Origin of the sequence: Streptomyces sp. NPDC056486 (assembly GCF_042795295.1) — a bacterium.
GTDB lineage: Bacteria > Actinomycetota > Actinomycetes > Streptomycetales > Streptomycetaceae > Streptomyces.
The window spans coordinates 1-16285 of record NZ_JBHTSF010000028.1; the positions used below are offsets into that span (position 1 = coordinate 1).

General features: G+C 68.2%; 17 protein-coding genes, 1 tRNA gene and 1 riboswitch. Of the genes, 11 read left to right on the forward strand and 7 right to left on the reverse strand.

Annotated features, from left to right (window positions below):
* Positions 1–37 precede the first annotated feature (37 nt).
* A complete protein-coding gene (locus ACFQ7F_RS14230; RefSeq protein ID WP_383270200.1) occupies positions 38–511 on the reverse strand; it encodes a type II toxin-antitoxin system PemK/MazF family toxin in 474 nt (157 codons plus the stop codon).
* A 224-nt stretch (positions 512–735) separates the two neighbouring features.
* Here ACFQ7F_RS14230 and ACFQ7F_RS14235 point away from each other — a divergent pair, with 224 nt between their 5' ends.
* Positions 736–1488 carry an MBL fold metallo-hydrolase gene (locus ACFQ7F_RS14235; RefSeq protein ID WP_383270202.1) on the forward strand — a complete coding sequence of 251 codons (753 nt, stop codon included), beginning with the start codon at positions 736–738 and terminating at the stop codon, positions 1486–1488.
* Between the two features lie 75 nt (positions 1489–1563).
* Here ACFQ7F_RS14235 and ACFQ7F_RS14240 read toward each other — a convergent pair whose 3' ends face one another.
* Both ACFQ7F_RS14240 and ACFQ7F_RS14245 read right to left on the reverse strand, forming a co-directional pair.
* Positions 1564–2829, reverse strand: a complete 1266-nt coding sequence (locus ACFQ7F_RS14240; RefSeq protein ID WP_383270203.1) for a PTS transporter subunit EIIC — start codon at positions 2827–2829, stop codon at positions 1564–1566.
* 265 nt (positions 2830–3094) lie between these two features.
* Positions 3095–4420: a PTS transporter subunit EIIC gene (locus ACFQ7F_RS14245; protein ID WP_383270205.1), complete on the reverse strand. Its 1326-nt coding sequence runs from the start codon at positions 4418–4420 to the stop codon at positions 3095–3097.
* Between the two features lie 235 nt (positions 4421–4655).
* Between ACFQ7F_RS14245 and ACFQ7F_RS14250 the strand changes: the two genes are divergently transcribed.
* The 4 genes from ACFQ7F_RS14250 to rdgB all read left to right on the forward strand — a co-directional run bounded on the left by ACFQ7F_RS14250 (position 4656) and on the right by rdgB (position 6952).
* On the forward strand, positions 4656–4889 hold the full coding sequence (locus tag ACFQ7F_RS14250) for a glucose PTS transporter subunit EIIB (RefSeq protein WP_383270207.1): 234 nt from the start codon (positions 4656–4658) through the stop codon (positions 4887–4889).
* 156 nt (positions 4890–5045) lie between these two features.
* Complete coding sequence (rph, locus tag ACFQ7F_RS14255; protein ID WP_383270208.1) at positions 5046–5786, forward strand: ribonuclease PH; 741 nt, start codon at positions 5046–5048, stop codon at positions 5784–5786.
* A gap of 137 nt (positions 5787–5923) precedes the next feature.
* Positions 5924–6319: a hypothetical protein gene (locus ACFQ7F_RS14260; RefSeq protein WP_383270210.1), complete on the forward strand. Its 396-nt coding sequence runs from the start codon at positions 5924–5926 to the stop codon at positions 6317–6319.
* A gap of 27 nt (positions 6320–6346) precedes the next feature.
* Positions 6347–6952, forward strand: coding sequence for an RdgB/HAM1 family non-canonical purine NTP pyrophosphatase (rdgB, locus tag ACFQ7F_RS14265; protein WP_383270211.1), 606 nt, complete (start codon positions 6347–6349; stop codon positions 6950–6952).
* 69 nt (positions 6953–7021) lie between these two features.
* On the opposite strand, the gene ACFQ7F_RS14270 is transcribed toward rdgB, so the two are convergent.
* The 3 genes from ACFQ7F_RS14270 to bcp all read right to left on the reverse strand — a co-directional run bounded on the left by ACFQ7F_RS14270 (position 7022) and on the right by bcp (position 9344).
* Positions 7022–7105: transfer RNA gene (locus ACFQ7F_RS14270), tRNA-Leu, on the reverse strand.
* A gap of 139 nt (positions 7106–7244) precedes the next feature.
* Positions 7245–8741 (reverse strand): glycine betaine/L-proline transporter ProP, encoded by a 1497-nt coding sequence (gene proP, locus ACFQ7F_RS14275; protein ID WP_383270212.1) that lies wholly within the window; start codon positions 8739–8741, stop codon positions 7245–7247.
* 135 nt (positions 8742–8876) lie between these two features.
* On the reverse strand, positions 8877–9344 hold the full coding sequence (gene bcp / locus ACFQ7F_RS14280) for a thioredoxin-dependent thiol peroxidase (RefSeq protein ID WP_383270214.1): 468 nt from the start codon (positions 9342–9344) through the stop codon (positions 8877–8879).
* A 205-nt stretch (positions 9345–9549) separates the two neighbouring features.
* Here bcp and ACFQ7F_RS14285 point away from each other — a divergent pair, with 205 nt between their 5' ends.
* The 3 genes from ACFQ7F_RS14285 to ACFQ7F_RS14295 all read left to right on the forward strand — a co-directional run bounded on the left by ACFQ7F_RS14285 (position 9550) and on the right by ACFQ7F_RS14295 (position 10804).
* Positions 9550–9879, forward strand: a complete 330-nt coding sequence (locus ACFQ7F_RS14285) for a DUF3618 domain-containing protein (RefSeq protein ID WP_383270215.1) — start codon at positions 9550–9552, stop codon at positions 9877–9879.
* A gap of 120 nt (positions 9880–9999) precedes the next feature.
* The gene (locus tag ACFQ7F_RS14290) at positions 10000–10302 is read left to right on the forward strand and encodes a GroES family chaperonin (RefSeq protein ID WP_383270305.1); all 303 of its coding nucleotides are present in this window, start codon (positions 10000–10002) and stop codon (positions 10300–10302) included.
* A 64-nt stretch (positions 10303–10366) separates the two neighbouring features.
* A riboswitch (guanidine-III (ykkC-III) riboswitch) is annotated at positions 10367–10435 on the forward strand.
* Positions 10436–10483: 48 nt separating this feature from the next.
* On the forward strand, positions 10484–10804 hold the full coding sequence (locus ACFQ7F_RS14295; RefSeq protein ID WP_383270217.1) for a DMT family transporter: 321 nt from the start codon (positions 10484–10486) through the stop codon (positions 10802–10804).
* A gap of 30 nt (positions 10805–10834) precedes the next feature.
* Here ACFQ7F_RS14295 and ACFQ7F_RS14300 read toward each other — a convergent pair whose 3' ends face one another.
* Entirely contained in the window at positions 10835–13402 is a 2568-nt protein-coding gene (locus ACFQ7F_RS14300; RefSeq protein ID WP_383270218.1) for a transglycosylase domain-containing protein, read from the reverse strand.
* 219 nt (positions 13403–13621) lie between these two features.
* On the opposite strand from ACFQ7F_RS14300, the gene ACFQ7F_RS14305 reads away from it, so the two are divergent.
* The 3 genes from ACFQ7F_RS14305 to ACFQ7F_RS14315 are packed head-to-tail and all read left to right on the forward strand — an operon-like array spanning position 13622 to position 16283.
* Positions 13622–14443, forward strand: coding sequence for an ABC transporter permease (locus ACFQ7F_RS14305; RefSeq protein WP_383270219.1), 822 nt, complete (start codon positions 13622–13624; stop codon positions 14441–14443).
* A complete protein-coding gene (locus ACFQ7F_RS14310; protein ID WP_383270221.1) occupies positions 14436–15302 on the forward strand; it encodes an ABC transporter permease in 867 nt (288 codons plus the stop codon). Before ACFQ7F_RS14305 ends, ACFQ7F_RS14310 begins: the two co-directional genes overlap by 8 nt.
* A 6-nt stretch (positions 15303–15308) precedes the next feature.
* The gene (locus ACFQ7F_RS14315; protein ID WP_383270223.1) at positions 15309–16283 is read left to right on the forward strand and encodes an ATP-binding cassette domain-containing protein; all 975 of its coding nucleotides are present in this window, start codon (positions 15309–15311) and stop codon (positions 16281–16283) included.
* Positions 16284–16285 lie beyond the last annotated feature (2 nt).

The window sequence follows — 16285 nt, forward strand, 5'->3', positions numbered from 1 at the left end:
GAATTCATTCAGCCCGTCCGGCGTTTTCTGCTGCTCATCACCGCGCCAAGTGCCGCACCTGATCCCACAACGCCGGATCGACGATCCCCGCCCGCCTGCGGAACTCCCACACCGGCACATCCCGCAGCTCGTCGGTCTCCAGAAAGCTGGGCCGCCCCCGAGCGTCCCCCAGAGAGCCCGGCGGCAGCGGGATCACCCCGGGCCGCTCGTCGTGGTACTTGCTGGTGATCTTCGCGACGACCGCGGTCTCTCCCCGTACGGACAGGACGAGACAGGGCCGGTCCTTGTCACCGGGACCGTCCTCGTAAGGCACCCGCGCCCACCAGATTTCCGCGGGCTTCGGCGCCGGCGACTGCCGTCGCGGGCCGCGCGGCCGGTCCCGCGGTCGACCCGGCGGCCGGGTGGTCCGCCCACGTGGTCCGCGGCTGCCGCGACCCCAGCCGTCGACCACTGTGGCGACCACGGCGAGCACCACCACAGCGGCCAGCGCGAGCCACCACGACGTATCCATACCGCAGACCGTACCGGCGCGCTCCCCGCCCCGCGCGCCCCCCGAACCGGTGACAGAGCAGGTGAGTTCTCCCACAACGGCCCACGGCGGAGGAGCTACCGGCACTTTCGCGCCTTACGCTCGACGGACCGCAGAACTCCTCGAAGAGCCGCTCGCAGGCCCCTTCGAGAGCCCCCGCAAGGCCCCCGCACAACCCCCGTTTCGCCCCCGGAGGTTTCCGCTCCATGAAGCTCACCGTCGTCGGCTGCTCGGGGTCGTTTCCGTCCGCGGACTCGGCCTGCTCGAGCTACCTCGTCGAGGCCGACGGCTTCCGGCTGCTTCTCGACATGGGCAATGGTGCCCTGGGCGAGTTGCAGCGCCATGTCGGTCTGTACGACCTGGACGCGATTTTCCTCAGCCATCTGCACGCCGACCACTGCATCGATATGTGCGCCTATTTCGTGGCGCGCTACTACCGGCACGAAGGCGGTCGCTGCGCCCCCATCCCGGTCTACGGACCCGAGGGCACGGAACAGCGCCTGACCACCGCGTACGCCGACACCCCCTCGGCCTCCTCGATGAGCGAGGTCTTCGACTTCCACACCGTCAAGCCGGCCTCGTTCGACATCGGCCCGTTCTCGGTCCGCACGGAGAAGGTGTGCCACCCCGTCGAGGCGTACGGCATCCGTATCGAGCACGGGGACAAGTCCCTCACGTACTCGGGAGACACGGGTGCGTGCGGCGCGCTCGACGAACTGGCCGCCGACACGGACCTGTTCCTCTGCGAGGCGGCGTTCACGCACGGCAAGGAGGACATCCCCGACCTCCACCTCAACGGCCGTGAGGCGGGCGAGTCGGCCCAGCGCGCGAGGGCCGCACGCCTCCTCCTCACCCACATCCCGCCGTGGACGGACCCCCAGGTGAACCTGGCGGACGCACGAACGGCGTACGACGGCCCAGCCGAACTGGCAACGGCCGGCCGGAGCTACGAGATCTAGCGTCGCCTGGAGACGGGAGAGCCCCGCACCGTTGATCCCAACGGTGCGGGGCTCTCCCGATTCGTGCGGCGAGACCTACTTCGCCTCGGCCTTCTGGAGCTCGGCGAGCTCCTCGTCGGACTCGCGGCCCGGCGTGGGGAGGTTCCACTTGGTGATCGCGAAGCGGAAGATCGCGTAGTAGACCGCCGCGAAGCAGAGGCCGACGAGGACGAGCATCCAGGGCTTGGTCGCGATGCCCAGGTTGAGGAAGAAGTCGATCGCACCGGCCGAGAAGCCGAAGCCGTCCTTCATGCCGAGCGCCCAGGTGAGCGCCATGGAGACACCGGTGAGTACCGCGTGGATCGCGTACAGGACCGGCGCGATGAACATGAACGTGAACTCGATCGGCTCGGTCACACCGGTGACGAACGCGGTGAGCGCGAGGGAGAACATCATGCCGCCGACGACCTTGCGGCGCTCGGGGCGTGCGCAGTGGACGATCGCGAGGCAGGCGGCCGGGAGGGCGAACATCATGATCGGGAAGAAGCCGGTCATGAACTGTCCCGCGGACGGGTCGCCCTGGAGGAAGCGGGCGATGTCGCCGCTCTTGCCCTCGTACGAACCGGCCTGGAACCACGGGAAGGAGTTGAGGAGGTGGTGCATGCCGACGGGGATCAGCGCACGGTTGACGACACCGAAGATGCCCGCGCCGACCGCGCCCGAACCGACGAGCCACTCACCGAAGTTGTGCAGGCCCGTGCCGAGGACCGGCCAGATGTAGCCGAAGATGATGCCGATGAACAGACCCGCGAAGGCGGAGAGGATGGGGACCAGACGGCGGCCACCGAAGAAGCCCGCCCAGTCGGGCAGCTTCGTCCGGTAGAACTTCTGGTACAGCAGGGCCACGACTATGCCCATGACCACACCGCCGAGGACCTTGGCGTCCACGGGCGCGTCCACCATGACGACCTTGCCGTCGACGGCGGTGGCGACCTTCGGCAGGTTCTTGTCCGTGAAGGTGCCGAGCACCTTCTGGAAGACCAGGTAGCCGGTGACGGCGGCGAGAGCGGTCGAGCCGTCCGACTTCTTGGCGAAGCCGATCGCGATGCCGACGGCGAACAGCAGCGCCATGTTGTCGATGATCGCGCTGCCACCTGCCGCCATGAACGTGGCGATCTTGGTGACGAACTCGGGGAAGGACTCGCGGCCCAGCATGTCGGTCTGGCCGAGGCGGATGAGCAGGGCGCCTGCGGGCAGCACGGCGACCGGCAGCATGAGGCTGCGGCCGATGCGCTGCATGACAGCCATCGCGCCGGCGCCCTTCTTCTTCTCTGCCGCAGGAGCGGAACTGGCCGTGGACACAACTTCCTCCAGTGGGCAAGGCGCCGCCTGGGGACATGGAAGTGGGGGACGGCGGCGTCTCCGGGGACCGCGGCGGACGGCCGCATGGTCTACACCAATTAGTGGTGTAGACCTGTTGTAGCACGGTGAAGGTGACGTAAGGAACCCACGAGATTTGTGGGGTCTGCCATAACGCGAAATGAACGGCAAAAACCCCCGGACCGAAGGTCCGAGGGGCTTCCGCATGCGGCCGCGCGCGGGGGCGTCCGCTCCGCTCCTGCTGGAGCTAAGCCTTCGTCTGCTCCGCGTCCTGCGCTTCCGTTTCCTCCTCGGGTTCTCGCCCGGGCGTATGCAGGTCGAACTTGCGGATCACGAAGCTGAACAGCACGTAGTACACGACGGCGAAGGCAAGACCGATCGGGATGATCAGCCAGGGTTTGGTCGCGAGACTCCAGTTGATGACGTAGTCGATCAGACCCGCCGAGAAGCTGAAGCCGTCCTTGACCCCCAGGGCCCACGTCACCGCCATGGAGACACCGGTCAGGACCGCGTGGATCGCGTACAGCAGTGGCGCGATGAAGAGGAACGAGTACTCGATCGGCTCGGTGATGCCGGTGACGAACGACGTCAGGCCGACCGAGAGCATCATGCCGCCGACCACCTTGCGGCGCTCGGGGCGGGCCGCGTGGGTGATCGCGAGGGCCGCCGCGGGGAGCGCGAACATCATGATCGGGAAGAAGCCCGATGTGAACTGACCCGCCGTCGGATCGCCCGCCAGGAAGCGGTTGATGTCGCCGTGGACGATCGTGCCGTCCGGCTTGGTGAAGTCGCCGAACTGGAACCAGACGAACGTGTTCAGGAACTGGTGCAGGCCGATCGTGAGCAGTGCGCGGTTGGCCACGCCGAAGATGCCGGAGCCCAGCCACCCGAGGTCCACGAGCCACTTGGAGAAGCTGGTCAGACCGTCGCCGATGGGCGGCCAGATCCACACGCAGACACCGGCGAAGACCAGACCGACGAAGGCCATGATGATCGGCACCAGACGGCGGCCGTTGAAGAAGCCGAGCCAGTCGACCAGCTTCACGCGGTGGTAGCGCTGCCAGAACCACGCGGCGAGCAGGCCCATCACGATGCCGCCGAAGACCCCTGGATTCTGGTACGCGGCCTGCGCGACCGTTCCGTCCTTCGCCACGCAGACGCCGCTCCACATCCCCGCGACGCCGAACGTGGTGTCGGCGGGGCAGGCGTCGGGGAAGGCGCGCAGCACGGCGTAGTAGACGAGGAAACCCGCGACCGCCGCGAGCGCCGTGGAGCCGTCCGATTTCTTGGCCATGCCGATCGCGACACCGATGCAGAACAGCAGGGGCAGACCGAGGGTGGAGTCCAGGAGTGAACCGCCCGCCGCCGCGAAGACCTTGGCGACGTTGTCCCAGCCGAGGCCGTCGGTGCCGAAGACGTCCGGCTGGCCGAGGCGGTTGAGGATGCCGGCGGCAGGCAGGACGGCGATGGGGAGCTGGAGGCTGCGGCCCATCTTCTGGAGGCCCTGGAAGAGGCCGTTCCACCACTTCTTCTGCGGCTTCCTCTGCGGCACCGCTGCTGCGTCGGTACTCATCGGCGTCCCCTCCGGAACAAGCCTGGTTTGGCGGTCGTTGAAAACTGGTGTAGACCAGTTGCGGAACGAGTACGGTGCCGTCCCGGCAGGAATGGCATGAGGGGTGGCACCTTGATCGCCATCATTCGGTACGAGTGCCGTAACCGCCCGCGAAGATGCTCCAACCGTGCGTTACCGTGAAAAAGCGGACCTACGGTGTGGTGAGGCCGCGTCCTTTGAGAACAGGGAGAACACCATGGCCAGCAAGGCTGAGAAGATCGTTGCCGGGCTCGGCGGCATCGACAACATCGAAGAGGTCGAGGGCTGCATCACCCGCCTCCGCACGGAGGTCAAGGACCCGAGCCTCGTCGACGACGCCGCGCTGAAGGCCGCAGGCGCCCACGGCGTCGTCAAGATGGGCACCGCGATCCAGGTCGTCATCGGCACCGACGCGGACCCCATCGCCGCCGACATCGAAGACCTGATGTGAGCAGCCGACACAGCTGAGCACAGCCGCCGAGGGACCCTTCCCGGGAAACGGGTGAGGGTCCCTCAGCCGTGTGCCGACCACGGGCAGCCACGGACATCCAGGTGGCAGCCATGTGCGAATAAGGCCCCTCAGCCATCTGCCGATAGGGTCAGCCGCATGCCTTCCACGCCCCGCATCGACGGCCGCACCCCCGAACAGCTCCGCCCGATCACCATCGAGCGCGGCTGGAGCAAGCACGCCGAGGGATCCGTCCTCATCTCCTTCGGAGACACCAAAGTCTTCTGCACCGCCTCCGTCACCGAAGGCGTCCCGCGCTGGCGCAAGGGCAGCGGCGAAGGCTGGGTCACCGCCGAGTACTCGATGCTGCCGCGCTCCACCAACACCCGCGGCGACCGCGAATCCGTACGCGGCAAGATCGGCGGCCGCACCCACGAGATCTCCCGCCTCATCGGCCGCAGCCTCCGCGCCGTCATCGACTACAAGGCGCTCGGCGAGAACACCATCGTCCTGGACTGCGACGTCCTCCAGGCCGACGGCGGCACGCGCACCGCGGCGATCACCGGCGCGTATGTGGCGCTGGCCGACGCCGTCGCCTGGGCCCAGGGCAAGAAGATCATCAAGGCAGGCCGCAAGCCCCTCACCGACACCGTCTCCGCCGTCTCCGTCGGCATCGTCGGCGGCGTACCGCTCCTCGACCTGCGCTACGAGGAGGACGTGAAGGCCGACACCGACATGAACGTCGTCTGCACCGGCGACGGCCGCTTCGTCGAGGTCCAGGGCACCGCCGAGGCCGAGCCGTTCGACCGCAAGGAACTGAACGCGCTGCTCGACCTCGCCGTCGGCGGCTGCGACGACCTGGCCGCGTTCCAGCGCGAGGCGCTCGAAGCAACCAAGTAGCCGACCGGCCGGGACCGTCACAGGACCATCAACTGCGGCCGGACAAGCAACCATCGACCCCCCACGAGCGTTCTAACCAATGCGGGCGCACGGGCAAAGCTGTGCGCCCGCACCAGCACTCGGGGAGGGACCCACGCATGGCCGCGCGCCACCGCCGTATCGCCATCGCCATCACATCAGTTCTGATCGCCGTACCGGCGGGCGTCGGACTTGTCGGCTGCAGCGCCGTCGAGAAGGCGCTCGACTGCGTTCAGACCGCGGACGCCATAGCCGACAGCGTCACCGACCTCCAGCAGGCCGTCGAGAAGGCGGGTGACGACCCCACGCAGGCCGACAAGGCGCTCGACGACATCGACAAGAACATCGACGAGATCGGCGACAAGACCGACAACACCGATGTGAACAAGGCCGTCGACAGCCTCGACAAGGCAGTCGGCAACGTCCGCGACTCCATCGACAAGGGCGACGCGACCCCGGACCTCAGCCCGATCACGGACGCGGCAGGCGAACTGACCAAGGTCTGCACGCCGTGACGACCGCGGGCGCGGATACTGGTCGTCATGACCCGCCTCATCCTCGCCACCCGTAACGCCGGCAAGATCACGGAACTCAAGGCGATCCTCGCCGACGCAGGCCTCACCCATGACCTCGTCGGCGCGGACGCCTACCCCGAGATCCCCGACGTCAGGGAAACCGGCGTCACCTTCGCCGAGAACGCCCTCCTCAAGGCCCACGCCCTGGCCAAGGCCACCGGCCTCCCCGCGGTCGCCGACGACTCCGGCCTCTGCGTCGACGTCCTCGGCGGCGCCCCCGGCATCTTCTCCGCCCGCTGGGCAGGCCGCCACGGCGACGACCAGGCGAACCTGGACCTCCTCCTCGCCCAACTCGGCGACATCGACGCCGACACCCACCGCACGGCCCACTTCGCCTGTGCAGCGGCCCTCGCCCTGCCGGACGGCACGGAGCGAGTGGTCGAGGGCCAGTTGCGAGGCGTCCTGCGCCACGCACCCTCGGGCTCCGGCGGCTTCGGCTACGACCCGATCCTCCAGCCGGAGGGCGAGAAGCGCACATGCGCGGAACTCTCGGCCGCGGAGAAGAACGCGATCAGCCACCGGGGGAAGGCGTTCCGGGCGCTGGTGCCTGTGGTGCGGGAGCTGTTGGCCTGAGGATCCACACGTACGACGAAGGCCCGCCCCGCGGAGTGCGCGAGGCGGGCCTTCGGTGCTTGGGATCAGTGCGGCGGAAGGGATTCGAACCCTCAAACCCTGTCACGGGTCACTGGACCTAAACCAGCTGTGTCGCCATTGCACCACCGCCGCCGGTAGTCAGTCATGCTATCGGGCCGAGGGTTCGAGCGGCACGTGACCCAAAGATCAGGCATCCGCGCGAAATGCCGGAACGGCCCGCCCCACACGCAAGTGAGGCGGGCCGTTCCGGTGTTTCGGATAGCGCGGCTGCTCAGAACCGCGGGGTCGGAGCCGCGGCCTCCACCATCTCTGCTGCCTCTTCCTTCGTCTCCACCGACGGGGGCGAGCCTGACAGCGGCTTCTGGGCTGTTTCCTTCATGCAGAGCACCGCGATGACTCCTACGAGCGCCGCCGCCATCGAGTAGTAGGCAGGGACCATGTCATTCCCCGTGATGCTGATCAGGGACGTGATGACCAGGGGGGCCGTGCCGCCGAAGAGGGAGGCGGAGAGGTTGTAGCCGACCGACAGGGAGCCGTAGCGGACCGATGTGGGGAACAGCGCCGGGAGCGTTGCCGACATGGTGCCCAGGAGGCAGACCAGGGAGAGGCCCAGGAGGAGCATGCCGCCGGAGACCGCGATCAGGCTGCCCTGCTTGATCAGGAGGAACGCCGGAAGGGAGAGGACCAGGAAGCCGATCATGCCCGTCATCAGGAGCGGCTTGCGGCCGAAGCGGTCGGACAGCTTGCCGACCTGGCTGATGATCAGCATCAGGACGATCATCGTGCCGATGAGGATCAGCAGGCCGTGCGAGTCGTCGTAGCCGAGTTCGTCGGAGAGGTACGTCGGCATGTACGACAGGAGCATGTAGTCGGTGATGTTGTACGCGCCGACCAGGGCGATGCAGAGGATCAGCGTCGGCCAGTAGTTGGTGAAGATCTTCGCCAGGTCGCCCTTGGCGGTGGTCTCCACGCTGGAGGCGCCCTCGGAGGCCGAGTGGAAGGTGGCGTCCTCCATCTTCTGGAACGCGGGCGTCTCGTCGAGCTTCAGCCGCAGGTAGAGGCCGACGAGGCCGAGCGGCCCGGCGACGAGGAACGGGAGGCGCCAGCCCCACGACTCCATGGCGTCCGAGCCGAGCGCGGTGTTCAGGATGAGGACGAGGCCCGCCGCGCCGACGTATCCGGCGAGGGTGCCCATCTCCAGGAAGCTGCCGTAGTAACCGCGGCGCTTGTCGGGCGCGTACTCGGCGATGAAGGTCGATGCGCCGCCGTACTCGCCGCCCGTCGAGAAGCCCTGCACGAGGCGGAAGAAGATCAGCAGGACCGGGGCCCAGAAGCCGATCGTGGAGTACGACGGGATCAAGCCGATGGCCAGGGTGCCGATGGCCATCAGGATCATGGTCAGGGCGAGGACCTTCTTGCGGCCGACCTTGTCACCCATCGGGCCGAACACCATGCCGCCGATGGGGCGTACCAGGAACGACACCGCGAACGTGGCGAACGAGGAGATCAGCTGGACCGTGTCGTTCCCTGAAGGGAAGAAGACGTGGCCGATGGTGACGGCGAGGTAGCTGTAGATGCCGAAGTCGAACCACTCCATGGCGTTTCCGAGCGAGGCCGCTTTGACCGCCCGCTTGACCGCCGCATCGTCCGTGACCGTGATATCGGTGCGGCGCAGCGGCGGATCTTTGCGGCGTTTGACGGCTCGGAAGAGGGTGCGGTGACGCTTCACAGCCTCGGTATCGGCCTCTGCCTCGTCGTGGGCCGCCATGGGTAGTCCTTCCGTTCTGCGAACAATCCTCCTGGCATCACTTGCTCGATCTTGGCCGATGCAAACGGAAGCCCCCTTGGCCTTGAAGGGGGCTTCGTCACAGTTGGTGGGGGAGGGGGCGGGGCGGGAGGAGTGTCAGATGCCCAGGTCCTTGATGATCTTGGCTACGTGGCCGGTCGCCTTGACGTTGTAGAAGGCGTGCTCGACCTTCCCCGTCTCGTCGACCACGATCGTGGAGCGGATGACGCCGGTCACGGTCTTGCCGTACAGCTTCTTCTCGCCAAAGGCGCCGTACGCCTCAAGGGTCTCCTTGGAGGGGTCGCCGACCAGCGTGACCTTGAGGTTCTCCTGCTCGCGGAACTTCGCCAGCTTCTCCGGCTTGTCGGGGGACACGCCGATGACGTCGTATCCGGCGCTCGCCAAAACGTCGAGGTTGTCCGTGAAGTCGCAGGCCTGCTTGGTGCAGCCGGGGGTGAGGGCGGCCGGGTAGAAGTAGACGATGACCTTGCGGCCCTTGTGGCCGGCCAGGGAGACCTCGTTGCCGTCCGCGTCCGGCAGGGTGAAGGCCGGGGCCGTGTCGCCGGGGGTGAGTCGCTCGCTCATCTTCGGTCTCCTCGCGCAGGTGCTCGTATCGGAATGCTCGTAAAACGGGATGCTCGTCAAACGTGTGGTGACGGAGTCGAGGGTAATAGGGGTGCCGTGGGGTGAGGTGGGCGTGGAGCTGACAGACTGTCGGCGATACGTACAGCGATACGTACAGAAGGAACAGGCAGAACACACAGCCGTACACGACCACGGAGGCAGCGCGGTGTCGGACACGTCGGATATCAGGACCCCGGCGCAGATCGAGGCGGACATCAAGCACCGCCGCGAGACGCTCGCCGAGACGCTCGACGAGATCGGGGTGCGGGTTCACCCGAAGACGATCGTGGGTGACGCGAAGGCCAAGGTCGCCGCGAGTGTGGACAACACCCTCGGCCGGGCGTACGTCGGTGCCAACCGCGTCGTGTCGGACGTGCGGGCCCAGTTCGTGACCGAGGAGGGTGCGCCGCGTCTGGAGCGCATCGTGCCGGTGGCGCTGGTGGCCGTGGGCCTCGTGGGGCTGCTCGCGGTGGGTTCGCGGCGCCGCAACCACTGACCCGGCGTCGTACGAAGGGCTGACCCGGCATCGTACGGGCGTGCCGCCTGCGGGTAGGTTCGGGGCGTGAGCGCCAAAAGCCAGGGACAGAGCCCGCACGACGACAAGCTGCCCATCAAGATGCTGCACGACCGTGTGCTCGTGCGGCAGGACACCGCCGAGGGTGAGCGCAGGTCGGGCGGAGGCATCCTGATCCCCGCGACCGCCGCCGTCGGCAGGCGTCTTGCCTGGGCCGAGGTTGTCGCCGTGGGGCAGAACGTGCGGGCGGTGGAGACGGGTGACCGGGTTCTGTACGACCCGGAGGACCGGGCCGAGGTGGAGGTGCGGGGTGTGGCGTACGTGCTGATGCGCGAGCGCGATCTGCATGCCGTGGCCGCCGACCGGTTCGAGGGCTCCGAGGATTCGACCGGGCTGTATCTGTAGGAGATCTGTAGTAGCGCCCAGCAGCTTCGAGGGGCTGGTGACCATCGTCACCAGCCCCTTTTGCGCGTTCTTTGCTACCTTTTAAGGACCCCGACGAGACGCGCCGTACCGGGTTCCGCAAAGACGACGCACCCCCATTCAAGTGACGCGATCTCGCGTCTCACGTGTCGGAGGTGCCGTCGTGGCCTGGATTCTGTTGCTCGTCGCCGGTCTGCTCGAAGTGGGCTGGTCGATCGGGATGAAGTACACCGAGGGGTTCACCCGGCTGTGGCCGAGCGTGTTCACGGGCCTCGGGATCGTCGCGAGCATGGTGCTGCTCTCCCATGCCGCCAAGACGCTGCCCATCGGTACGGCGTACGGCGTGTGGGTCGGCATCGGCGCTGCCGGTGCGGCGGTGCTCGGCATGGTGATTCTGGGTGAGCCGGTCACCGCCGCCCGGATCTTCTTCGTCGTGCTGCTGCTCGTCGCAGTCGTGGGTCTGAAGGCGACCTCGGGGCACTAGCCGTACCCCGGGGCGCCCGCCCCCCCCGGGCTACTCGAAGTAGTCGCCCTTCCTTCTGGCCGCCGAGTTGTCCGGCAGGCCGCCCACGGCGCCCTCGGCGACGCCCGTTCCGCCGTCGGCGGTGGCGCCGTCGGTCTGGCCGCCCTGGGCGGCGCCCGGGTCGGTGGGGGTGCCTCCGTCGGTCGCTCCGCCGTCGACGGTGGCACCGCCGTCCGTCGGGCCCTGCGTCTGTCCTTGGTCCTGGCCCAGCGTCTGGCCCTGGTCCTGGCCTTGGGTCTGCCCCTGGTCCTGGCCCTGCGTCTGGCCCTGGTCCTGACCCTGGGTCTGTCCCTGGTCTTGGCCCGGCGTCTCGCCGCCGCCACCGGTGACCACTCCGCCGGTCGCCGGGTCCTCCACGGTGCCCGAGGGGTCCGGGATCTCCGGTACGTCGGAGCCCTCCTCCACATCCAGGTCGAAGTCCGTGATCGCCTCGTCCTCCAGGGCCGTCCTGGTGAACTGCGCCCAGATCTGGGCGGGGTAGGCGCCGCCGTTGATGCGGGGCTGGCCGAGCGCCCCGTACAGCGGGGTGTGTGCGCCGGTGTCGGGGTTCTGGCCCATCACGGAGACGACCGTGGCGAGCTCGGGGGTGTAGCCCGCGAACCAGGCCGCCTTGTCCTCCTCCGCCGTGCCGGTCTTGCCCGCCGCCGGGCGGCCCGCGGCCTGCGCGGCCGTGCCGGTGCCGCCGTCGACGACGCTCTGCAGGACGGACGTGGTGGTGTCGGCGGCCTCGCGGCTGACGGCCTGCGCGGTGGTCGGCTCCGGCAGCTCGACCTCCTGTCCGCTCTTGGTGACCTTCTTGACCATCGAGTACGTGGGCTTCTTGCCGTGGTTGGCGAGCGTCGCGTACGCCTCCGTCATGTCGAGGACGGAGGCCGTGGACGGGCCGAGCGCGATCGACGGGGACGCCGTCAGGTCGGGGGTGCTCGCCGGGACGCCGAGGGACACCGCCGTGTCCTTGACCTTGTCCGAGCCGACGTCGACGGCCATCTGCGCGTAGACCGAGTTGACGGACTTGTCGGTGGCGGTGCTCACGGGGATGTCGCCGTAGTTGACGTCGTCCTCGTTCTCGGGGGCGTACGTGCCGCCGTCCCAGCCCTGCACGGGGCGCTTGTTGGTGCCGTCGTAGATCGTGCTCGGGGTGATCGGGCGGCCGTCCTGGGTGACCGAGCCGTTCTCCACGGCCGAGGTGAAGACGAACGGCTTGAAGGTGGAGCCCACTTGGTAGTCGCGGCGCGTGGCGTTGTTGACGTACTGCTTGGTGTAGTCGATGCCGCCGTACATCGCGACGACCTCGCCGGTCTTCGGGTCGATCGATGCGCCACCGGCGCGCACGTTGCGGTCGACCTTGCGGGCCTTCTTGTCGATCTGGGACATCACCTGGTCGTCGACGGCTTCCTTGAAGGCGTCCTGACGGTCCTTCTGGAGGGTGGTGGTGATGCGGTAGCCGCCCTTGGCCAGGGTGTCCTCGTCGACGATCTTGTTGGACGTCAGATAGTCCTCGACGGCCTGCACGAGGTATCCGCGCTGCCCGGAGAGGCCGGACGAGCCCTTGGCCTCCTTCGGCGCGGGGAACTCGGCCTTGGCCCGATCGGAGGCGCTGAGCCACCCCTGCTTGACCATGCCGTCGAGGACGTAGTTCCAGCGGCCCACGGCGCGCTTCTTGTTTTCCGGGTGGGTCGCGATGTCGTACGCGTTGGGGGAGTTGAGGAGCGTCGCCAGGTAGGCGCCCTGCGCGGTGGTGAGCTTCTTGACGTCCTTGCCGAAGTACGCCTGGGCCGCGGCCTGCACGCCGTACGCGTTACGTCCGAAGTAGCTGGTGTTCAGATACCCGGCGAGGATGTCGTCCTTGCTCACCTCGCGGTCCAGCTTGATGGAGATGAAGAATTCCTTGGCCTTGCGGGTGACCGTCTGCTCCTGGCCCAGGTAGTAGTTCTTCACGAACTGCTGGGTGATCGTCGAACCGGACTGCTTGCCCTTGCCGGTGACGGTGTTGTAGGCGGCGCGGATCATCGCCTTGGGGTCGACCGCGGACTCGCTGTAGAAGTCCCGGTCCTCGGCGGCGAGCGCGGCGTGCTGGACCTCCTTGGGGATGTGGCTCAGCGGTACGTTCTCGCGGTTGACCTCGCCGTCGCGGGCCAGCTGGGTGCCGTCGGCGTAGAGGTAGACGTTGCTCTGCGCGGTGGCCGCCGCGTTGGCCGGGGGGATGTCGACGATCATGTAGCCCGCGACGAAGCCGCCGACGACGAGCAGGATCAGCAGGACGAATCCGCCGAGCACCATGCGCCAGGTGGGGAAGATCCGCCGCCAGCCCTTGCGCTTGGGGCGCTTCTTCTTGCCCTTCTTGCCGTCCTTGCCCGGCTCACCGGTGCCGTCCGCGTCCGGCGCGGCTGCGGCTGCCGCTGCCGAGCCCTGAGAGGTGTCGCCTGCGGCGGCGGTGTTCGCCGGGGTGCCGGCCGAGGCGGCGGCCGGGGTGTCGGCCGGAGGGTCCACGGGTTCGCGGGGTGCCCAGCCTTCGGGTTCTTTGCCACCCGGCTGCTGCGGCTCGTCGCTGCTGCTCATGTCTCGTGGAACTCCCGGTTCGCGTCGTACGTCACGTACGCCTCGTACGACCCATTGCACACTGTCGCTTCCTGCGTTCCCCGCCAGGCACGCGCCGTGCGCCGAAAATGCCTGGCACGAGCGATGACGACCGCACTAGGCTCCGTCTCTTTGGCCCGGACCGGGCAAGGGCTTACGTCAAGGCTCTCGCAAAAAACGTCAAGGCTCTCGCTAAAGGGGATGCGTGTGCGTACAGGACGGTTCCGCTTATACGCGGCCGTCGCCCGAGGAGGCTTCCGGAGGTACGCCACCTACAGGACGGCCACTCTGGCGGGGGTATTCACCAACACGGTCTTCGGACTGATCCTCGCCTACACCTATATCGCGCTCTGGGACGAGCGGCCCGGGCTCGGCGGCTACGACCAGGCGCAGGCGCTGACGTTCGTATGGCTGGGGCAGGCGCTGCTCACGGTGATGGCCCTGATGGGCGGCGGCTTCGAGGGCGAGCTGATCGAGCGGATCCGCACGGGAGACATCGCCGTCGACCTGTACCGGCCCGCTGACCTGCAGATCTGGTGGCTGGCGACCGACCTGGGCAGGGCCCTGTTCCAGCTCCTGGGGCGCGGTGTCGTGCCGATGGTGGTCGGCGCTCTCGTCTTCGACCTGGCGCTGCCCACCGAACCGCTGCGCTGGCTTGCGTTCTTCCTCGCCGTGTTCCTCGGCGCCCTGGTCAGCTTCGCGATCCGCTTCCTGGTGGCGCTCTCCGCGTTCTGGCTGATGGACGGCGCGGGCACCACCCAGGTGGCGATGCTCGCGGGCACCTTCTTCTCCGGGATGCTGCTCCCGCTGAACGTCTTCCCGGGCGCTCTGGGCGAACTCGCCCGCGCGCTGCCCTGGTCGGCGCTGCTCCAGGTGCCCGCCGACGTGTTCCTCGGCAAGCACACGGGCGTGGACCTGCTGTGGACGTACGCCTTCCAGATCGGCTGGGCCGCGGCGCTGCTCACGGCCGGGCGGCTGCTCCAGGCCGTGGCCACGCGACGGGTGGTGGTCCAGGGTGGCTGACCTGGCGCAGGAGCGGGACGACGGGTCGACGCGGGTGCGGCACGGCCTTACGCAGGTGCGGGACGGCCTGCGCGCCTACCGGCTGATTTCCGGCATGTGGATCCGCTCCCTCATGTCCTACCGCCTGTCGTTCGCGATGACCGCGCTCGGCAACCTCGCGGTGACGGCGTTCGACTTCGTGGCGATCCTCCTGATGTTCTCGCAGGTGGACCGGCTCGGCGGCTACTCGCTCTCCGAGATCGCCTTCCTCTACGGCGCCACGTGCACGTCGTTCGGGATCGCGGACCTCGCCCTCGGGTCCATGGACAGGCTGGGCAAGCGGGTGCGTGACGGCACGCTCGACACGCTCCTGGTGCGGCCTGCGCCGGTGATCGCGCAGGTCGCCGCCGACCGCTTCGGCCTCCACCGGCTCGGGCGCGTGACGCAGGGGGCGCTGGTCCTCGTGTACTCGCTCGTGGTCCTGGACATCGGCTGGACCCCGCTGAAGGTCCTGATGGTCCCGCTGATGCTGCTCTGCGGGGCGGGCATCTTCGCGGCGGTGTTCGTGGGCGGGGCGGCGTTCCAGTTCGTGGCGCAGGACGCGGCCGAGGTGCAGAACGCCTTCACGTACGGCGGCACCACGCTGCTCCAGTTCCCGCCGACCGTCTTCGCCAAGGACCTGGTGCGCGGCGCCACCTTCATCCTGCCGCTGGCCTTCGTGAACTGGATCCCCGCGCTGTACGTCCTCGGCCGGCCCTACCCGCTCGACCTGCCGACGTGGGTGGCGTTCACGCCGCCGCTCGTGGCCGCAGCCCTTCTCGCGCTCGCGGGCCTCGCCTGGCGCACGGGACTTCGTTCGTACCGCAGCACAGGGAGCTGAACCGCCATGGAACCTTCGGGACCGGACCTCATTGAGCTCGACGGCGTCGAGAAGGTCTTCGACGTACGCAAGAAGACCGGCTTCATGCGGCGCGAGAAGCACGAGGTGCGTGCCGTCGACGGCATCAGCTTCACCGTGCCGCGCGGCGAGATGGTCGGCTACATCGGCCCGAACGGCGCGGGCAAGTCGACGACGATCAAGATGCTCACGGGCATCCTGACGCCGAGCGGCGGCCGTCTGCGCGTCGCGGGCATCGACCCGTCCCGCGAGCGCACCCGCCTCGCGCGGCGCATCGGCGTGGTCTTCGGCCAGCGCACCACCCTGTGGTGGGACCTGCCGCTGATCGACTCGTACCGCCTGATGCACCGCATGTACCGGATCCCGGACGCCCGCTTCAAGGAGAACCTCGACCGGTGCGTCGAACTCCTGGAGCTCGCAGACCTGTTGGACGTGCCCGTACGCCAGCTCTCGCTCGGCCAGCGGATGCGCGGGGACATCGCGGCGGCGCTCCTGCACGACCCGGAGGTGCTGTACCTCGACGAGCCGACGATCGGCCTCGACGTGATCAGCAAGGCCAAAGTCCGGGGATTTCTGCGGGACTTGAACGCGGAGGCGGGTACGACGGTCCTGCTCACCACGCACGACCTGACCGACATCGAGCAGCTCTGCAAGCGGGTGATGGTCATCGACCACGGGCGTCTGATGTACGACGGTGCCCTTGCCGGTCTGCACGAGGTGGGGGAGAGCGAGCGGACCCTGGTCGTGGACCTGGAGCGCGAACTTCCGCCCATCGAGGTGGAGTCGGCGCGGGTGGTGAAGGTGGAGGGGCCGCGGCAGTGGCTCGCCTTCCCGGCGGCGGAGTCGGCAGCTCCGCTTGTCGCCCGGGTCGCGGACCGGTATCCGATGGTCGACCTCTCGGTCAGGGAACCCGACATCGAGGCGGTCATCGCCAAGATGTACGCGGACAAGGCGACCTCGTAGGC